General features: G+C 47.6%; 19 protein-coding genes. 14 read left to right on the top strand and 5 right to left on the bottom strand.

The genetic code is table 11. The annotated features are described in order from the left end of the window. A partial coding sequence (locus MBEAL2_RS26765; protein ID WP_152667942.1) for a PDDEXK-like endonuclease domain-containing protein occupies positions 1–326 on the top strand: 326 nt, incomplete at its 5' end. 205 nt (positions 327–531) lie between these two features. Here MBEAL2_RS26765 and hepT read toward each other — a convergent pair. Continuing rightward, on the bottom strand, positions 532–942 hold the full coding sequence (gene hepT, locus MBEAL2_RS26760; RefSeq protein WP_047155268.1) for a type VII toxin-antitoxin system HepT family RNase toxin: 411 nt from the start codon (positions 940–942) through the stop codon (positions 532–534). Further along, the gene (gene mntA, locus MBEAL2_RS26755) at positions 932–1,324 is read right to left on the bottom strand and encodes a type VII toxin-antitoxin system MntA family adenylyltransferase antitoxin (RefSeq protein ID WP_047155267.1); all 393 of its coding nucleotides are present in this window, start codon (positions 1,322–1,324) and stop codon (positions 932–934) included. Before mntA ends, hepT begins: the two co-directional genes overlap by 11 nt. Positions 1,325–1,496: 172 nt before the next feature. Here mntA and MBEAL2_RS26750 point away from each other — a divergent pair, with 172 nt between their 5' ends. The 3 genes from MBEAL2_RS26750 (at position 1,497) to MBEAL2_RS26740 (ending at position 4,141) form a co-directional block, all read left to right on the top strand. Next, positions 1,497–2,060 (top strand): RNA polymerase sigma factor, encoded by a 564-nt coding sequence (locus MBEAL2_RS26750; RefSeq protein ID WP_047155266.1) that lies wholly within the window; start codon positions 1,497–1,499, stop codon positions 2,058–2,060. Then, positions 2,041–3,702 (top strand): DUF4179 domain-containing protein, encoded by a 1,662-nt coding sequence (locus tag MBEAL2_RS26745; protein WP_047155265.1) that lies wholly within the window; start codon positions 2,041–2,043, stop codon positions 3,700–3,702. The genes MBEAL2_RS26750 and MBEAL2_RS26745 overlap by 20 nt, the downstream gene beginning before the upstream one ends. Positions 3,703–3,937: 235 nt before the next feature. After that, positions 3,938–4,141 (top strand): hypothetical protein, encoded by a 204-nt coding sequence (locus tag MBEAL2_RS26740; protein WP_047155264.1) that lies wholly within the window; start codon positions 3,938–3,940, stop codon positions 4,139–4,141. 167 nt (positions 4,142–4,308) lie between these two features. Here MBEAL2_RS26740 and MBEAL2_RS26735 read toward each other — a convergent pair whose 3' ends face one another. Continuing rightward, a complete protein-coding gene (locus tag MBEAL2_RS26735; RefSeq protein WP_047155263.1) occupies positions 4,309–4,551 on the bottom strand; it encodes a hypothetical protein in 243 nt (80 codons plus the stop codon). Between the two features lie 95 nt (positions 4,552–4,646). On the opposite strand from MBEAL2_RS26735, the gene MBEAL2_RS26730 reads away from it, so the two are divergent. The 10 genes from MBEAL2_RS26730 to ilvE all read left to right on the top strand — a co-directional run bounded on the left by MBEAL2_RS26730 (position 4,647) and on the right by ilvE (position 14,474). After that, a complete protein-coding gene (locus tag MBEAL2_RS26730) occupies positions 4,647–5,879 on the top strand; it encodes a TolB-like translocation protein (protein WP_047155262.1) in 1,233 nt (410 codons plus the stop codon). Between the two features lie 24 nt (positions 5,880–5,903). Continuing rightward, positions 5,904–6,764, top strand: coding sequence for a phosphate ABC transporter substrate-binding protein (locus tag MBEAL2_RS26725; protein ID WP_047155261.1), 861 nt, complete (start codon positions 5,904–5,906; stop codon positions 6,762–6,764). A gap of 147 nt (positions 6,765–6,911) precedes the next feature. Then, positions 6,912–7,865, top strand: a complete 954-nt coding sequence (gene pstC / locus MBEAL2_RS26720) for a phosphate ABC transporter permease subunit PstC (protein ID WP_052948049.1) — start codon at positions 6,912–6,914, stop codon at positions 7,863–7,865. Next, the gene (pstA, locus tag MBEAL2_RS26715; RefSeq protein ID WP_047155260.1) at positions 7,862–8,731 is read left to right on the top strand and encodes a phosphate ABC transporter permease PstA; all 870 of its coding nucleotides are present in this window, start codon (positions 7,862–7,864) and stop codon (positions 8,729–8,731) included. The genes pstC and pstA overlap by 4 nt, the downstream gene beginning before the upstream one ends. Positions 8,732–8,864: 133 nt before the next feature. Continuing rightward, entirely contained in the window at positions 8,865–9,311 is a 447-nt protein-coding gene (gene thrR, locus MBEAL2_RS26710; protein ID WP_047155259.1) for a transcriptional regulator ThrR, read from the top strand. A gap of 60 nt (positions 9,312–9,371) precedes the next feature. Beyond that, the gene (locus tag MBEAL2_RS26705) at positions 9,372–10,673 is read left to right on the top strand and encodes a homoserine dehydrogenase (RefSeq protein ID WP_047155258.1); all 1,302 of its coding nucleotides are present in this window, start codon (positions 9,372–9,374) and stop codon (positions 10,671–10,673) included. After that, positions 10,673–11,731: a threonine synthase gene (gene thrC / locus MBEAL2_RS26700; protein WP_047155257.1), complete on the top strand. Its 1,059-nt coding sequence runs from the start codon at positions 10,673–10,675 to the stop codon at positions 11,729–11,731. The genes MBEAL2_RS26705 and thrC overlap by 1 nt, the downstream gene beginning before the upstream one ends. A gap of 1 nt (position 11,732) precedes the next feature. Beyond that, complete coding sequence (thrB, locus tag MBEAL2_RS26695; RefSeq protein WP_047155256.1) at positions 11,733–12,665, top strand: homoserine kinase; 933 nt, start codon at positions 11,733–11,735, stop codon at positions 12,663–12,665. Positions 12,666–12,680: 15 nt separating this feature from the next. Next, positions 12,681–13,562 (top strand): prephenate dehydratase, encoded by an 882-nt coding sequence (gene pheA / locus MBEAL2_RS26690; protein WP_047155255.1) that lies wholly within the window; start codon positions 12,681–12,683, stop codon positions 13,560–13,562. Positions 13,563–13,598: 36 nt separating this feature from the next. Beyond that, the gene (ilvE, locus tag MBEAL2_RS26685; protein WP_047155254.1) at positions 13,599–14,474 is read left to right on the top strand and encodes a branched-chain-amino-acid transaminase; all 876 of its coding nucleotides are present in this window, start codon (positions 13,599–13,601) and stop codon (positions 14,472–14,474) included. Between the two features lie 80 nt (positions 14,475–14,554). Here ilvE and MBEAL2_RS26680 read toward each other — a convergent pair whose 3' ends face one another. Together MBEAL2_RS26680 and MBEAL2_RS32100 are read right to left on the bottom strand one after the other, a co-directional pair. Next, positions 14,555–15,568 (bottom strand): YutH/CotS family kinase-like spore coat protein, encoded by a 1,014-nt coding sequence (locus tag MBEAL2_RS26680; protein ID WP_047155253.1) that lies wholly within the window; start codon positions 15,566–15,568, stop codon positions 14,555–14,557. A 63-nt stretch (positions 15,569–15,631) separates the two neighbouring features. Further along, the coding region (locus MBEAL2_RS32100) for a hypothetical protein (RefSeq protein WP_047155252.1) at positions 15,632–16,069 on the bottom strand (438 nt) is incomplete at its 5' end.

Below are 16,069 nucleotides of genomic sequence, written 5' to 3'. Positions count from 1 at the left end.
AAATCGATGTTTTACGTATGGTAGTTGCTCGAGGATATCGGGTAAGACCACAAGTCAAAGTTGGGCGCTATCAGATAGATTTGGTTGTTGAGGGATTAAAAAACCGGCTGGCGGTTGAATGTGATGGGGATAGGTGGCATGGTATCGACAAATGGGAAGAAGACATGGAAAGACAGCGAATATTAGAGCGGGCCGGCTGGAAATTCTGGAGAGTTCGCGGCAGTTCTTTTTATCGAGACCGTAAAAAAGCAATGGAGTCCCTCTGGTTCTTACTAGATGAAATGGGGCTCGAAAAGGAAACAATGGAGAATGCGAGTGGAGGTTAAAAAAGCGGGCTGCATGCCCGTTTTTTTATGCGCTTGGTATGGGCATACCAAGGTTAGAGTCCCAAATAGCGAAGGCAGGAGCAGCTATTAGCTCAAGGCAAGGATATCGACCGCTAGCCCTTAGAAGGCGGATCAGAGTAAAAAAGGCAGATAGGTGAAGAGGAAGATAATCTCTTACAGCGGAGGGGAATATCGTCCCCCTCGGCTACTTTTCCAATCGGAGGATAGTATCTGAAAAAGCAATGAAATCAGACAGATGATGCTCAATAATAGCACGAAGAATTGGCAGTTGGACAGATTGGTAATCGTGGACAGCAATATTGCGGAATCCAACCATTGCCTTTAGGTTTCGATTTAATTCCTCGTTAATGATATCCTGCTGATACAAAATTTCAAATGCATCCCGGCTATTTTGCGGGATTCCCCAGCTATTTTCCGAAATAATATGCATAGCTAAATCAATGCAAGCTTCATACACCCGCTGGATATTCAAAATAATGGCATCTTGCTTGGTGAAATTTTCAAGATTAGCAGGCGCCTGGGCATATTCTTCATTCACCCGTTTTAAGCAACGTTTGATTGTTTGTAGTTTATTTGCGACTACATCATTCATCATACAATGTCCCCCTCTCTTTCAAACGATCGAAAATAGGCTGCCGTTCCTCATTTAATTTCGCGTATTCTTTGAAAGCCCTCATAAAGAACACCATTCTGCGGGATGGATCACAATCAAGCAGAATTTTCCCTGTGCCGACAATCTGCGCTTTTAATACTGTGCTGGCACGATTCAAATCCACAAGATCTACTTCTTTCCCAAGTTTTGCGGCCAGTTCCTGTCCGGCCATAAAAATTTCATATTCGGTGAAGGCCTGATCGGAGAGGAAAGCAATATCAATATCACTCTCGTTATGCATCGTTCCTTTCACCACCGAGCCAAACAGAATGATCACATAAGGAGACAGTTGTTCAGTGAGGCATTGAACGATTTCTTTTTCCATGAAGGATTCCCCTTGTCCGCAGAAAATTTGTATTTATTATAGCACAGGGAAAAATTTTTACCGCATAAGTGAAAGATTTATAATGGAACGCAGGTAATAAGGGTGAGAGGGAAAACGGAAGGGTATGATATACGCTCCGGAATCCCCGACAGAAATAGGAGGTCTACATAACATGCGGGACGACCGGGAATGGGTTGAGCAGGTGCTTGCGGGCGATAAACAGGCGTATGCTCATCTCGTAAATAAGTATAAAAACAAAGTATACGCCCTCCTGATCGGAATGGGGCTGCAGCCGCAGGACGCCCAGGACATGGCCCAGGAAAGCTTTATTAAAGCGTACAAACGCCTCGGCAGCTTCGATAAGAGCCGGAGTTTTTCCTCCTGGCTTTACAAAATTGCCGTAAACTGCTGCCTGGACGAATGGAAGCGGAAGAAGAAGGATATTTTTGAAGGGGCCGACGTGCCGCAGATTGACCTGGTGAGCCCGGAAGCTATGTATTTGCGGAAAGAAGAAGCGGAGGAATTGCTGAATCACATCGGGCACCTGCCTGAAAAATACCGGCTCGTCCTTATGCTCCGCTATACCGATCATTTGAGTTACAGCGAAATTGCAGATGTGCTCGATATTCCACTCGGCACCGTGCAAAACCATCTGCACCGGGCAAAGAAAAAATTAAAAGAGCAAATCGTAGAAAAAAAGACAGGGGGGAAGATGCATGAAGTGTGTGGCATATGACAGAATGAGCCGGTACGCAGACGGAGAGGCAGCGGATAGAGAAAGGATGCAAATCGAGACCCATCTGCTTGGTTGTGAAAAATGCCGGAGGCTGCTCGAAGCCTGTAACGAAGAAAACGAGGCGCTGCAACTGGCTGCAGGCACACCGGCGCTTCCCGACTTTTTTACTGAAGAAATTATGGCAAAGCTCGAGCCGTACACCCCGCAGCAAGAAGGGGGGCTGTTCAAACTACGGAAGGGGAGGCGCATATGGAAACGGGTGGGATACTCAGCCGCAGGCTTGCTGTTTGCTGTGTCAGTTGGTGCTTTCGTTTCCCCGTCCTTTGCCTCCTACCTCACAAACTCTGTCTTTACGAGTGGAAATAAAGGGATAGACAAAGGCTTACAAATCGCCGGTGGTACCGGCTTTGTCCAGCAGGGGGAGCACCATGTGACCGATAAGGGCATTACGTTTCGTGTTATTGATATGATGGCGGACCCGACCCGGGTTGCTGTTTCGTACGAACTGTCCAAAAAGGACGGGGAGCATGTGGACCCGGTGCTCGAAATTGGCGGGTATGACTCCCATGAGGAAAGTAAGGCATATATTACGGATGAGAAGGGAAAGCTGCTCGCAAATTTGTCGGGGTGGGGGCGGAATGATCCGTACGGCGTTATTGATTTCGATATCGAAAGGGAAATGCCTGCGAAAGCAGTTATTCACCTGGAAGTGGACAAAATCGGCGGATACAAAGGATTCGGCGGCACGGAAGGGAAATGGCATATGGACATTCCGGTGGACATGAAGAAAAGCCTGTCCGCTACAAGTGTTATGTCTATCAATAAGCAGTATACAGCTCCTGAGGGAATTACGGTTGCGCTGGAACGGCTTTCTTTTGCCCCGAGCGCCAGCCAGATTGAGTTAACGACGAGCCTAACGGACGGTGAAAGAAAAAAGTTAAAGCAAGAAATAGAGCAGCATAAAGACGTTATAAACAACGGGAATGAAGAAGCACTGTATGGTGGACATAACCTCGCTTACCATATTGTAGATGAGAACGGAAAGGTTGTCGCCGGCAAAGGAGGAGAAGTTTACTCGCCGCCTGCTGAGACGGAAAAAAATGCGATCATGTCCCGGTCAACGGTAGATAAAAAGGGAACCATCAAGTGGAAAGATCTATTCGTGCCAATGGGGAAGGCGAAACAGCTTACGTTCGTGCTTGATGCGGTGGAAAAAGAAAAGTTTACGGATTTCTCTCTCTCTTTCACGCCGGATAAACTGGCAGGAAATCCAGTAACGAAAAAGTTCGAAGGCAATACTATTACTTTCAAAAGCTTTCAGATGAAAAAAGACTGGCAGCTAAAGAGAGAAGCTCCGTTTATAGACGCCCAAAAAATTGGCGTTGTTGAAGTGGAGGGTATTCAGAATAAAACAACGGGAACATTTTATCACTGGATAGCCAGGGATGAGGGTGGCAAGGTATACGAAGTGAGTATGTCGGGAGGCACTGACGACCCTGACAAAGAGGGGAATGCACGCTTCAAACAGACGCTGCAAATTCTCGGCCTCGACCACGAACCTAAGCAGCTGACCCTTAGCCTGACGAGGGTCATGAAGAAATACACCGATGTAAATTGGAAAGTAACGTTTCCGGTGAAATAGAGTTTCAGCTTATTCTAGAGTGTGGAGAAACCTACAAGTTTCTTTACACTCTTTTTTTGCTATACGGGCTCGAAGTTAAATAACTAGTGAAAGGCACAAAGACACATGCCTCAATCATACTTAATATTTTTATTTTGTTAATAGAGCCGAAGCAAAAAGAATACATTTAAAACAAGGGAGAAGCTGATAGCAGCCCAGCATGGTGAAAAATTCAATCGAATTAGGGAGGAATAGCATGAAAAATGAACAGCAAAAACCAATTTATTATGATGGAAGCGGTCCTTTAATGATACCGAAGCGTTTTACACAAGCAGTGACTAAGCCGGATACGCGAATACAACAGAATGGCCCTTTATACTCCGCATCTAATAAAGGCCATAATATAGAAAACAAACAACCAAAACCACCATACTATGACGGGAGTGGTTCTTTAAAATAACATAATGTTCATCCATGGGCCGGAGGGAAAACGGCTCCCCTGACAGGATAAATAATGGGATTAGAACTCTGCCCCACCAGGTGGAGTTTTTTTGTCGTTAAAGAAAGTATATGTTGCTTTAAAGTGTTAAAGGGAATTACTATCATGGGACCGTGCGGTCTTAGGCGTCAAAGAAAAACATCGCGGGCGATGACGGCTCTTTTCTTTCCCCCCTGTGGAGCGCGCCTGCCATAGGGCGAAAAAGACCGGCAATTGTCTCCAACACCTAAGATACCCAGATGTTTTGCCGGTCCGCCCGGCGTGAGACTAAGCGGCCGTCCAGCTTCCAGAAGGGAAAGGACGAGCGGCATGTCCGCGATGTTTTTCTTATTATGTAAAGAAGATTCATAAAACTCATACAGGAAATTCATGATAGGTTAATGTAACTATAGAATTGGATTAACATTTTTTTCTTATAGTCAATATGTAATATTTATTCTGTTCTTTATTACTAAGGGGGAAAATTATGAAACGGATTGTCATGGGTGTTGTGATTACATCAGCATTGGGAGTAGCAGCGCCAACTCTTCCATACAATGTTGTAAACGCGGCAGTAGAAGTGCCCGCAGCAGTCAAAGCGCCGGCAGCTGCTGAAGCAGCTACAGGTACGGAAGCTACGGACACTGCGGCAACGGATGTAACAGACGCAATCGATGCAGTCGATACTACTGGTGACGCTATTCAGGCTAATGTTAATTCATATATCAATCCACGCTGGATTGATGCGGAAAACCTTCTCGTTACTTACGTTACAAACAAAGGTGAAAAGGATTATATTTTCAACACCAAATCCAAGAGCAAAACTCCGCTCCTCGGAGAAGATGTGAACGAAGCGGATGCTGTCATTTCCCCGGACGCAAAAAAGGTCGCCTATGCTGACGAAAACAATGAAGTCTATGTCGCTGACTTAGAGAGCAAACAGACGACAAAAGTGAGCGGCGACGATCATGCCATTAAGTCTGAACTTCAGTGGGCTCCTGCCGGAGACAAGCTGTACTACCTTGAAGGAGATAAGACAAACGTAGTCGCTGAACTTACTATCTCTACAGGAAAAATAAAGAAGATAGTAAATGACAATGTGAACTATAAGTCCAACCTCCGTATATCGAATGATGGAGTAAAGTTCCTCTACACAGTTACACCGGAAGGCAAAATCACAGCGGACAGCGTATCGGAAGAAACTGCCGATAAAGCCGCGAACGCGAACATCAAAGTTGACACGGCAGGCACAGAAACGCAATTGTACGTTTATTACAATGGCAGCAGCAAGCCTGAGCAGATTGCCAAAACAAAAGATAACAAATCGTTTGCCGATATGCTTCCGGACCGCACGCTTGTATACGTAAGCACAGATGTAGAAAATGAGGAAAAACTGCCCGTTCTTAAAGCAATTACAAACAATGGAAAAGACACGAAAGATCTTGTGTCCGACTTAGGCATTATGCAGAGCCTTGTAACACGTGACGGACACCTTGTTGTGCTTGCAGCCGATCAAAGCGGCAAAAAAGCGATTTATGAAATCAATGCTTCAACTGGTGAGAAGAAAAAGCTTTACGATGCAGATGACAGTATCAACCAGCTATTCTACTCTTCAAATGGAAAACACCTGGCTGTTTCCATGACAGGAGATGAAGGCGATAAGGTAGGCGTTCTTATCCCAGGTTACAATTCTTATTCATTTGATGACATTACAAAATAACAGCAGAAAAATGGAGGAACACAAATGAAAATCTTTAAGAAATTATCCCTTGTTATGGCTTCTGCCGTACTGCTCGGCTCTACTCTCACAGCGACTGCCCCTACGACTACACATGCTGCACCTGTATCCGGAAAAGTAACGGTTGCAGGTTCAACTGCCCTTCTTCCGCTAACATTGCAGGCGGCTAAACAATTTAAGCAAAAGAATCCAATGGTATCTATCCCGGCTTCCGGTGCAGGCTCGATTACAGGCCCTCAGGCTGTAACAAGAGGAGCAGCACAAATCGGAGCATGTGACTGGGATGCAACGAAAGACGTTCCTGGCTTTAAAGCGTTCCCGGGTCTTGTTGCTCACAAAGTAGCCGTTATTCCTTTCGCTACAATTGTAAACAAGAATGTAAGTGTAGACAGTCTGACGACAAAACAATTGCAGGACATTTTCTCAGGCAAAGTTAAAAACTGGAGCCAGGTTGGCGGCCAGAATGCGCCTATCGTCGTTGTAAACCGTGCTTTCGGTTCCGGTACACGCGTGAACTATCAGGCAAAAGCATTAAAAGGCGCTCAATTCATGAAGGGCGGCAGCACATATAAAGAAGTAAAATCAAGCGGTGACATGGCGACTTCAGTAAGCACAACGCCAAATGCAATTGGCTTCATTGACCTTGTATATGTAAAGGGAGACCTTAAGGCTTTGAAATACAACGGCGTTGCTGCTACTACTTCTAATGTTTTAAACAAAACATATCCGGTATGGGCTTATGGTTACTACCTAACAAAAGGTCAGCCGACAGGAGCAACAAAAGCGTTTATCGATTATGTACGCAGCCCGCAATTCCAAAATAGCACATTAAAGAAAATGAGCTTCCTTCCGATTACAAGTATGTAATAAAAATGTAACAAAAACAAAAAGTTTAGAAGACAACCGGCCCCTGGTAAGCGGATGGCAAAACCAGTGGGGCTGGTTGTTTTATAAGTAAGGAAAGCAGGGGCGTGTACCGCACACAGTTCTTCTGATCGGGAGGATTAGGATTATATGGAAAGATCAATGCAAGACTCTTCTATTGCATCACCCTCCTTAACGGTCGATAAAGGAAATGCAAAAATCCTTAGACGCCAGTTAAGGATGAGGGTTTCTGACAGGCTTTTTAAATATCTTTGCCTTACCAGTGCATTTTTGTTATGCCTTACTTTAATCTCCATTATTTATTTTGTCGGGAGAACCGGAATTCTTACATTTAAAACAGTGTCTTTATCTACCTTTTTCTTTTCAACCAAGTGGATCCCGGAAGAAAATGATTTCGGAGCGGCTCTTTTTATTATTGGAACGATTTCTTTAACATTACTAACTCTGCTTATTGCTATGCCGGTATCTGTCGGTATGGCTGTATTTATTGCAGAAATTGCACCCGGCTGGCTGAAAGGTTCCCTCCGTACTGTACTCGATTTGCTTGTTGGTATCCCCTCAATTGTCTACGGATACATTGGGCTAACGGTTCTTATCCCGCTCATTCGCAAGGTGACAGGGCAGGAAATGGGAGATGGATTGCTTGCCTCGGCGCTTGTGCTCGCACTCATGATCCTGCCGACCATTGCAAGAATTAGCGATGACGCGCTCACTTCTGTTTCAACGGAGTATCGGGAAGCGATGTATGCGCTTGGAGCGACCCGTCTGCAAATGATTTGGAGAGTGGCTCTCCCCGGAGCAAGAACGGGGATCGTCACCGGCATTATTCTTGGGATGGCGAGGGCGCTTGGTGAAACCATGGCTGTTGTTATGGTTATCGGAAACACAGCCCAGCTGCCGGGAAATCTGTTTACGCCGACGTCTGTATTGACGAGCAACATCGTCATGCAGGTAGCGAATGTCCCCTTTGATTCTACCTGGAATTATGCGCTGTATATGATGGCTTTCCTGCTTCTTATTGTTTCTCTCTTATTTATTATCATTATTCGCTGGATCGGCCCTAAAGGAGAGCAGAGCAGATGAAGGCACAAATAACGAAACGAAAACGCATTCTTGATAAAACGGCAACGGTAGCACTGTGGATACTGGCTGCAGGGGTCATTCTTCTTATTGCCTGGCTGCTTTTTCATATCTTAAGCAGGGGAATCACGAAAATAAACCTGTCCTTCCTTTTGAAAGTACCGGATGAAATTGAAACCGGCGGCGGAATCGGTCCTGTTCTCCTAAACTCGTTCTATGTTTTGATCCTGTCGATGGTCTTTTCATTGCCTGTAGGAATCGGAGCCGGGATTTATCTTGCGGAATATGCACGGGATAACAAAGTGACAGGCGCCATAAGAATGTGCGTGGAAAGCCTTGCCTCCGTTCCTTCTATCGTATTCGGGCTGTTTGGAATGGCGATTTTTGTGAACTATTTACAAATTGGTTTAACGGTTATCGGTGCGTCGCTGACCCTGGCCCTGCTAAACCTGCCAATTCTTACACGCGTTACGGAAGAATCGATTCGCGCTGTGCCGAACGCCTTGCGTGAAGCTTATACGGCGATGGGCGCGACCAAATCGCAATGCATTCGCAAGGTCGTTCTGCCTACGGCTTTCAGCAGAATCATTACAGGGATTAGCCTTGTGGCAGGGAGAGCTTACGGGGAATCGGCTGTTATCATCCTGACTGCGGGAACAAGCACATCAGGCATGATGTGGGATTTTAATTTATTCTCTCCTGGAGAAACGCTGGCTGTCCATTTGTGGTATGTACAATCAGAAGCGATTGTACCGGACGCGAAGGAAATTGCGGACAAAGCTGCCGCTGTCCTCGTGTTCGTTGTTCTGATGATTAACTTCCTGCTCCGTTTGCCGGTCTGGTTCATGGAGAGAAAATTCAAAATTTAGGAAAGCGATAGGGCAGCCTTCGGAAGAGGCTGCCCATTTTCTTTTCTAATCAATAAAAATGTATTGTATAAACGAGAGAAGACACGTATAATGTCCATTATAGATAAACAAATGTGTTTTTTAGGAGGACGAAATGCCGAAACAGGATGAAATTTTTTATTTAATCAGGGCCGACATCCTCCCTGAATCGATAGCTAAAACAATAGAAGCAAAGAAATTGCTAGACTCAGGAGAAGCGGAAACGGTGCATGAGGCTGTTGAGAAAGTAGGGCTGAGCCGAAGCGCCTATTATAAATATAAGGATAGCATATTTCCGTTTAATTCGATGATGCGCGAAGTCATTATTACCGTTTCGCTCAATCTTGAACACCGTTCGGGAATTCTGTCTAAAGTATTGAAGTTTATCGCAGATAGGGGCGGGAATGTTCTAACCATAAACCAGACCATCCCGCTTCAGGGAATGGCCAATGTCGCCCTCTCGATCGATACAGGGGGGCTGAGCCTCTCATCAACGGAGTTTCTTGAAGAACTTCAAAGACTTGAAGGCGTTAAGCGGGCGGTTATCGTAGGAAGGGGATAAAGCTCCGGTTTTCAACATACGAATGACATGGGAAAGAGCCAACGAAAAGGAGAGATAGCGATGCGGAATCAACCAGTAAAAATCGGCCTGATGGGCCTTGGCACCGTAGGTACCGGCGTAGTCCGAATAGTACAGGGCCACCAGGAGGATTTGCAGAAGCAAACCGGCCTGGCGATTGAGGTAGCAAAGGTGCTCGTGCAGGATAAGGAGAAAGAGCGAAGTCTTTCACTCGATAAAAGTCTAATAACAACCGATGCGGCGGATTTGTTCAGTCCGGACATTGATGTCATTGTAGAGGTCATCGGCGGAGTCCACCCGGCGAAGGAGTACATCCTCCAGGCGCTCGACAACGGAAAGCATATCGTGACCGCGAATAAGGATTTAATGGCGCTGCACGGCGCTGAAATTCTCTCGAAGGCGCAGGAAAAAGGCTGCGATGTTTTCTATGAAGCAAGTGTGGCAGGCGGAATCCCAATTTTACGGGCGCTTGTCGAAGGATTCTCGTCCGATCGCATTACGCAAATGATGGGTATCGTAAACGGGACAACGAATTACATTATGACAAAAATGAGCCAGGAAGGTGCCGCATACGAAGAGGTGCTGAAGGAAGCGCAGGAGCTCGGCTATGCGGAAACCGATCCGACTGCCGATGTGGAAGGGCACGATGCGGCGCGTAAAATGGCGATCTTAAGCACACTGGGCTTCCACGTTGATATGAGCCTGGAAGATGTGGATTGCAAAGGGATTTCCCAGGTGACTGCAGAAGATATTTCGTACGCCAAAAAACTCGGATATGAGATTAAACTGCTTGGCATTGCCAAGCGGGACGATGAACTTATTGAGGTGAGCGTACAGCCGACCCTTGTTCACCGGACCCACCCGATTGCTTCCGTTAACGGTGTCTTTAACGCCATTTATGTACATGGAGAAGCTGTAGGGGAAACGATGTTCTATGGGCCTGGTGCAGGAGAACTGCCGACGGCGACGGCTGTCGTATCCGACCTCGTAACCGTTGTGAAAAACATGAAGCTTGGCGTAAACGGCCGGGGCAGCGTTGCTCCATACAAGGAGAAGCGCTTAAAATCGGATGAACAAATTGTCTCAAGATATTTCCTCCGGTTAATCGTGGATGATAAAAGCGGTGTACTCGCACAAATTACGAGCATTCTGGCGGAGCATGATGTAAGTCTGGAACAAGTTCTCCAACAGCCGTATAATGAAGGTGGGCAGGCAGAAATTATTCTCGTCACCCACCATGCGTCACGTAAAAACATTTACAGCGTCCGCGATTTGTTTGAAGCACTGGACAGTGTGATAGAAATAAAAAGCCTGTATCGGGTAGAAGGATTGGAGAGGAAATAATGGCTGGCATCATTGAACGCTATGCAAAATACTTACCGGTAACCGAGAAAACACCGCGCCTAACGCTGCATGAGGGCAATACCCCGCTTATTTTTGCGCCAAAATTATCAGAAGAATTGAATTTGGAGATTTATTTTAAATATGAGGGGCTCAATCCGACCGGCTCATTTAAAGACCGTGGGATGGTCATGGCAGTAGCCAAGGCGGTAGAGGAAGGAAGCCATACGATTATGTGCGCTTCAACGGGAAATACATCCGCCGCGGCTGCGGCTTATGCGGCACGTGCAAACCTGCGCTGTATTGTGTTAATCCCGAATAACAACATTGCGCTGGGCAAGCTTGCCCAGGCAATGATATACGGTGCTGAAATTATCGCCATCGAAGGCAACTTCGACCAGGCACTAAAGATCGTTCGTAACATTACCGAGAAACACCCGATTACGCTCGTTAATTCCGTAAACCCGTATCGGTTGGAAGGCCAGAAAACATCGGCGTTTGAAATTTGCGATGAGCTGGGCAAAGCACCTGATATCCTCGCGATTCCTGTTGGAAATGCGGGCAATATTTCCGCCTACTGGAAAGGCTTTAAAGAGTATGAGCAGGCGGGCATCGTATCGAACCGTCCGCGCATGTTTGGGTTTGAAGCAGAAGGCGCTGCCGCGCTTGTGAAGGGTGAAGTTATTGAAAATCCGGAAACGCTGGCAACCGCCATTCGGATTGGGAATCCTGCAAGCTGGGATTTGGCGCTGAATGCGAGAGATGAGTCTGAAGGCCATATTGATATGGTAACAGATGATGAGATTCTTGAAGCGTACCGGAAGCTGGCGGCTACGGAAGGGATTTTCGCGGAACCAGCGTCCGCGGCATCGCTGGCCGGTGTCATCAAGATGCGCAAGGAAGGACGAATTGAACCGGGCAAGCAGGTGGTTTGTGTCCTCACTGGAAATGGATTAAAGGATCCGAACATTGCTTTAAAGGCTGTAGGTGCCCAGCCTGTCGTAGTAGAAAGCACGGAGGAAGCTGTACTTCAGGTCATTGCCCAGGCGGCGGGTGTGTAGCGTGTATAATGGAAAAGTAACGGTGAAAGTCCCGGCAAGCACCGCGAATCTTGGGCCGGGATTTGACACGATTGGCATGGCGTTTCAACTGTATACAACGATTTCTATGGAAGTGGCGGACAGAACGGAGATTTATTTAAAAGGAAACCACTTGGCGGGCATTCCGGCAGATAAAACGAATTTAATCTATCAGGTGGCAGCCCGTGTGTTTGAAAAGGCCGGACTGCCGTCTCCGGAGCTCATCCTGCACGTTGACTCCGAGATTCCGCTTACGAGGGGGCTGGGCAGCAGCGCATCCGCCATTGTTGGGGCGCTTGTGGCTGCAAACGAGCTGGCCGGAACGCCGTTTACGACAGAGCAGCTGTACAATATGGGGACCGGGCTTGAGGGCCACCCCGACAACGTTGGGGCTTCTTTCTTCGGCGGAATTGTCGTTGCTTTCATGGAGGATGAACACGTGCCATACGTCCGACTCCCCGTTCCCGGGCACCTGGAGGCGATTGCCGTCATTCCTGATTTTATGCTTTCCACGGAGCGGGCAAGAGAAGTGCTGCCTTCAATGTACAGCAGGAAGGATCTTGTGTATACAACAAGCCACGCCGGTGTTCTGATTGCGGCACTGGCAACGGGCAATTTGCCCCTGCTTCGCTCGGCGATGCAGGACGTTATCCATCAGCCGTACCGGATTCCGCTTGTACCGGGACTGGATACTATCCTCCGGGAGGCGCCTGAGCACGGTGCACTCGGGGTAGCGCTATCCGGTGCCGGTCCTACCATGCTTGCCCTTGTTGATAATCGCCATTCTGCGGAGCCGGTTGAGAGATTTATGGTAGAAACACTTGCTGAACGCGGCATCGGATGTACGATAATGCGCCTTGTACCGGATGAGAAGGGGGCACATGTTGAGCGTTGCACCCAGGGCGTGGCAGAGTAAAGGAGTTAAGAAGAGATGGAGAGACAGATTGCGTATTTAGGACCGCGCGGCACAAACACAGAAGAGGCCGCACGGTTTCTTTTTCAGGAGAAGACAGACGAATTTTGCCCGTACCGTACGATCCCGGATTGCCTTGAGGCAGTAGCAGAAGGAAAGGTTTCTTTTGCCGTCGTACCATGGGAGAACTCTATCGAAGGCTCGGTAAACCTGACGCTGGATTGGATTACTCATAAAGTTGACCTTCCGATCCTCGGGGAAATCATCATTCCGATTTATCAGCACCTTTTTACAGCCAGAAGAGAAGAGAAGATGGAGTTTCATACGATCAAAAAAGTGCTTTCCCACCCGCAGGCGATTGCCCAGAGCCATGACTACCTCCGGAAACATCTGCCTCATGCGGAAATTGAATACGTGAGCAGCACGGCCGAAGCGGCCCGCCTTGTGAGTGAACACACGGAGGAACCGTGGGCTGCGGTGGCTGCCATGCAGGCACATGACGTATACCCTATTTCTCTTCTGCAGGGACATATCGAGGATACACAAAACAACTTTACAAGATTTATTCTCGTAGGCAATAAACAAGTCCGTCTGCCTGAGTCAAAAAGCAGCAAAACGACAATTCTTGTTACGCTTCCTTCCGATTTTCCGGGGGCGCTTCACCAGGTGCTCGCTGCGTTTTCCTGGCGGCGCATCAACTTATCGCGCATCGAATCACGTCCGACTAAAACCGGGCTGGGAAACTACCACTTCATTGTTGATATCGAGCAGAAGATGGACGATGTTCTGCTTCCGGGCGCTTTTGCTGAAATGGAAGCACTGAGGTGCCAGGTGCGCATCCTTGGCACGTATCCTGTCTATCAAAAGCAGGAGAATGAAACGACTCTTCCTATTAAATAACATTTCATAACTGGCGGAAAGGCGAGGTGTTGCACGGTGGAGCAGTTGATTTATTTAAATGGAGAATTTGTAAAAAAAGCAGAGGCAAAAATCTCCGTATACGATCACGGTTTTCTATACGGGGATGGGATTTTTGAAGGAATTCGCGCATACAACGGCAACGTTTTCAAGCTAAGGGAACATATTGAGCGATTGTATGAGTCGGCCCAGTCCATCCTTCTCGACATTGGCATGACGCAGGAAGAGATGTGTAAGTGCGTGCTTGATACAATAAGGCAAAATCAATTAAAAGACGCCTACATCCGCCTTGTTGTTTCTCGTGGCACCGGGGATCTCGGGCTGGACCCGCGAAACTGTTCAAAACCAAACATTATTATTATCGCCGAGCAGCTGGCTCTTTTCCCGAAGGAGCTGTACGAGACAGGAATCCGGATTATTACGGTTCCTACCCGTCGCAACACGCCGGACGCGCTAAATCCGAAAATCAAATCCCTTAATTACCTTAACAACATTCTTGTAAAAATCGAAGCGAACAATGCCGGTGTGAGTGAAGCGCTTATGCTGAACCAGCAGGGATATGTATGCGAAGGTTCCGGGGATAACATTTTTATTATAAAGAAGAACGTGATTTTCACGCCGCCAAGCTATTTGGGAGCACTGGAAGGAGTGACGCGCAACGCGATTATCGATATTGCGCGTAAGCTCGGGTATGTGGTGAAGGAAGATCCGTTCACCCGCCATGATGTTTTCATTGCCGATGAGATTTTCCTTACCGGGACGGCAGCGGAAGTGATTCCTGTTATCGAGGTAGACGCCCGCCGCATCGGGGACGGCCAGCCGGGCCCGATTACGAACGAGCTTCTCGTGGAGTTCCAGAAGTATGTAGAAGAGGATGGAATGAACGTATACTAAAAAACAAGCAAAAAGGTCCGCCAGGGTGGCGGGCCTTTTTTGTCGTACTTATTGAAACTTTTCCATCTCATCCTCATCAGTTACCGCACGTGCCTGTGCGGGTTGCTGTAGATAAAGTGTTCATAGCCATCAAAAAAGCGCTGCCTGTTATCCCAATGCCTCATAATAAGGGAAATATAATATTCCACACGGGAGCTGTAGAAGTATTTTTTTCTCTCAAAAAGTCCGTTCACTTCCCGCATGAAATTATCGGGAAAACGCAGGAGCAGATAAATAAGCGCAACCTGGCTGTCCGTGAGCGGCTGAATTTCACGATAGGCTTCAATTGCAGAGTAGAAAAGGTTTGCATCCCATCCCTGCTGGACAAGCGCTCTGCTAATCAACTGGACAATATCAACGAGAGGGGTATCGTAAGCGGCTGTGTCAAGATCAATGAGCGCTTTTTTCACTGTTCCAATAATAAAGTTATGGCTGGCCAAATCTTTATGAACAATTTGCTGGCGCATGAGTGCCAGCTGATACTCCCAGGTTAAGGAAGAGGCGCCGGCAACCCGCAGCGTATAATCCGCCTCATCAAGGATAGAGGAAGAGGCGGAAAGGATAAGCCTGCCCAGGCGATTCTTTTGCGGAGTTGCCTCAAGCCCCCGGGCAATGTCGTGAAATTGATCTCGGCGCTTTTTCCATTTAGCCAGAAGAGGAACTTCATCCGGCTGGGGAGGAGGTCCGCCGCTAATTCCTTTAGAATAGGAGTGAAACCTGGCCAGTGTCTCGATAGAGTGAATAATATCATGCCTGTGAAAATAACTGCCTTCCCTTCCGGGGATTTTTTCCATGGCAGTCATGTATTTTCCGTTCCATTTAAATACAGGAACCTCCTGTATTGTATTTACATAGCGGACGACGTCGTGAAACCCTCTGGCATGCAATAGGCCCGAAAGCCGTGTTACCCAGGCGGCTTTTTCGAATGTTTCGTAGCCCTTTAGTGTCCAGTGCCCTTTGTCCGTTTCACACATCCATACGGTTCGCTTCGGCCGAATGCGCATGACCCGGCACATGTACATTTGCTCGATTATCGACGGCAGCGTGTGGTCCATAAGCTTCCTCCTTGTTTCCTGAGAAAGGCTATCCGGACAGTGCCGGATAGCCTTCATAATCAATTAACTGCTGCTGGAGCAGGAAGATGAACTTTCGTGCCCGCCGTACCCCTTCCAGCCTGGCTTCGTATGGTGATAGGAAGGGTAAGCGTGCAGAGGGGATGGCTCATACGGCATTGCATATGCCTGGTATGGCATTGCAGGAGAATGGGTGTATGGATTCATGATATTTCCCATTGTTGTCGGATAGCCACTCTGCGGCAGCATTCCTGGCGGTGCTCCGATAAAGTCGTGCTGGGTCGGATACATGGAATACGGGCTGGCGGGCTGCTGGGAAGGCATGCTCGTACCTGGAGGAATATACTGCACGCCGGGTGCCAGAGGCTGCGGAGGTAAACATACTCCGGGCGACTCCTTTTTCTCCTTCATCTCTTCCGCCGGTAACTGCTGTCCGTACATCGGCATTTGCTGTTGGGCAGGCATTTGGAATTGCGGCATGGG

The sequence above is a fragment of the Aneurinibacillus tyrosinisolvens genome (assembly GCF_001015055.1).
Classification (GTDB): domain Bacteria; phylum Bacillota; class Bacilli; order Aneurinibacillales; family Aneurinibacillaceae; genus Aneurinibacillus_A; species Aneurinibacillus_A tyrosinisolvens.
Note: the sequence above shows the minus strand (reverse complement) of the source record. Positions and strands in the feature narration are given on the sequence as shown.

What these genes read in the sequence shown, in the direction of transcription:
- MBEAL2_RS26740 (WP_047155264.1), top strand. Translation starts at nt 3,938, where the DNA reads ATGAAAAATGAACAGCAAAAACCAATTTATTATGATGGAAGCGGTCCT.
- MBEAL2_RS26680 (WP_047155253.1), bottom strand. Translation starts at nt 15,568, where the DNA reads ATGGACCACACGCTGCCGTCGATAATCGAGCAAATGTACATGTGCCGG.
- MBEAL2_RS26750 (WP_047155266.1), top strand. Translation starts at nt 1,497, where the DNA reads ATGCGGGACGACCGGGAATGGGTTGAGCAGGTGCTTGCGGGCGATAAA.
- MBEAL2_RS26730 (WP_047155262.1), top strand. Translation starts at nt 4,647, where the DNA reads ATGAAACGGATTGTCATGGGTGTTGTGATTACATCAGCATTGGGAGTA.
- MBEAL2_RS26725 (WP_047155261.1), top strand. Translation starts at nt 5,904, where the DNA reads ATGAAAATCTTTAAGAAATTATCCCTTGTTATGGCTTCTGCCGTACTG.
- thrR (WP_047155259.1), top strand. Translation starts at nt 8,865, where the DNA reads ATGCCGAAACAGGATGAAATTTTTTATTTAATCAGGGCCGACATCCTC.
- MBEAL2_RS26735 (WP_047155263.1), bottom strand. Translation starts at nt 4,551, where the DNA reads ATGAATTTCCTGTATGAGTTTTATGAATCTTCTTTACATAATAAGAAA.
- MBEAL2_RS26745 (WP_047155265.1), top strand. Translation starts at nt 2,041, where the DNA reads ATGAAGTGTGTGGCATATGACAGAATGAGCCGGTACGCAGACGGAGAG.
- pheA (WP_047155255.1), top strand. Translation starts at nt 12,681, where the DNA reads ATGGAGAGACAGATTGCGTATTTAGGACCGCGCGGCACAAACACAGAA.
- pstC (WP_052948049.1), top strand. Translation starts at nt 6,912, where the DNA reads ATGGAAAGATCAATGCAAGACTCTTCTATTGCATCACCCTCCTTAACG.
- hepT (WP_047155268.1), bottom strand. Translation starts at nt 942, where the DNA reads ATGATGAATGATGTAGTCGCAAATAAACTACAAACAATCAAACGTTGC.
- pstA (WP_047155260.1), top strand. Translation starts at nt 7,862, where the DNA reads ATGAAGGCACAAATAACGAAACGAAAACGCATTCTTGATAAAACGGCA.
- mntA (WP_047155267.1), bottom strand. Translation starts at nt 1,324, where the DNA reads ATGGAAAAAGAAATCGTTCAATGCCTCACTGAACAACTGTCTCCTTAT.
- thrC (WP_047155257.1), top strand. Translation starts at nt 10,673, where the DNA reads ATGGCTGGCATCATTGAACGCTATGCAAAATACTTACCGGTAACCGAG.
- MBEAL2_RS26705 (WP_047155258.1), top strand. Translation starts at nt 9,372, where the DNA reads ATGCGGAATCAACCAGTAAAAATCGGCCTGATGGGCCTTGGCACCGTA.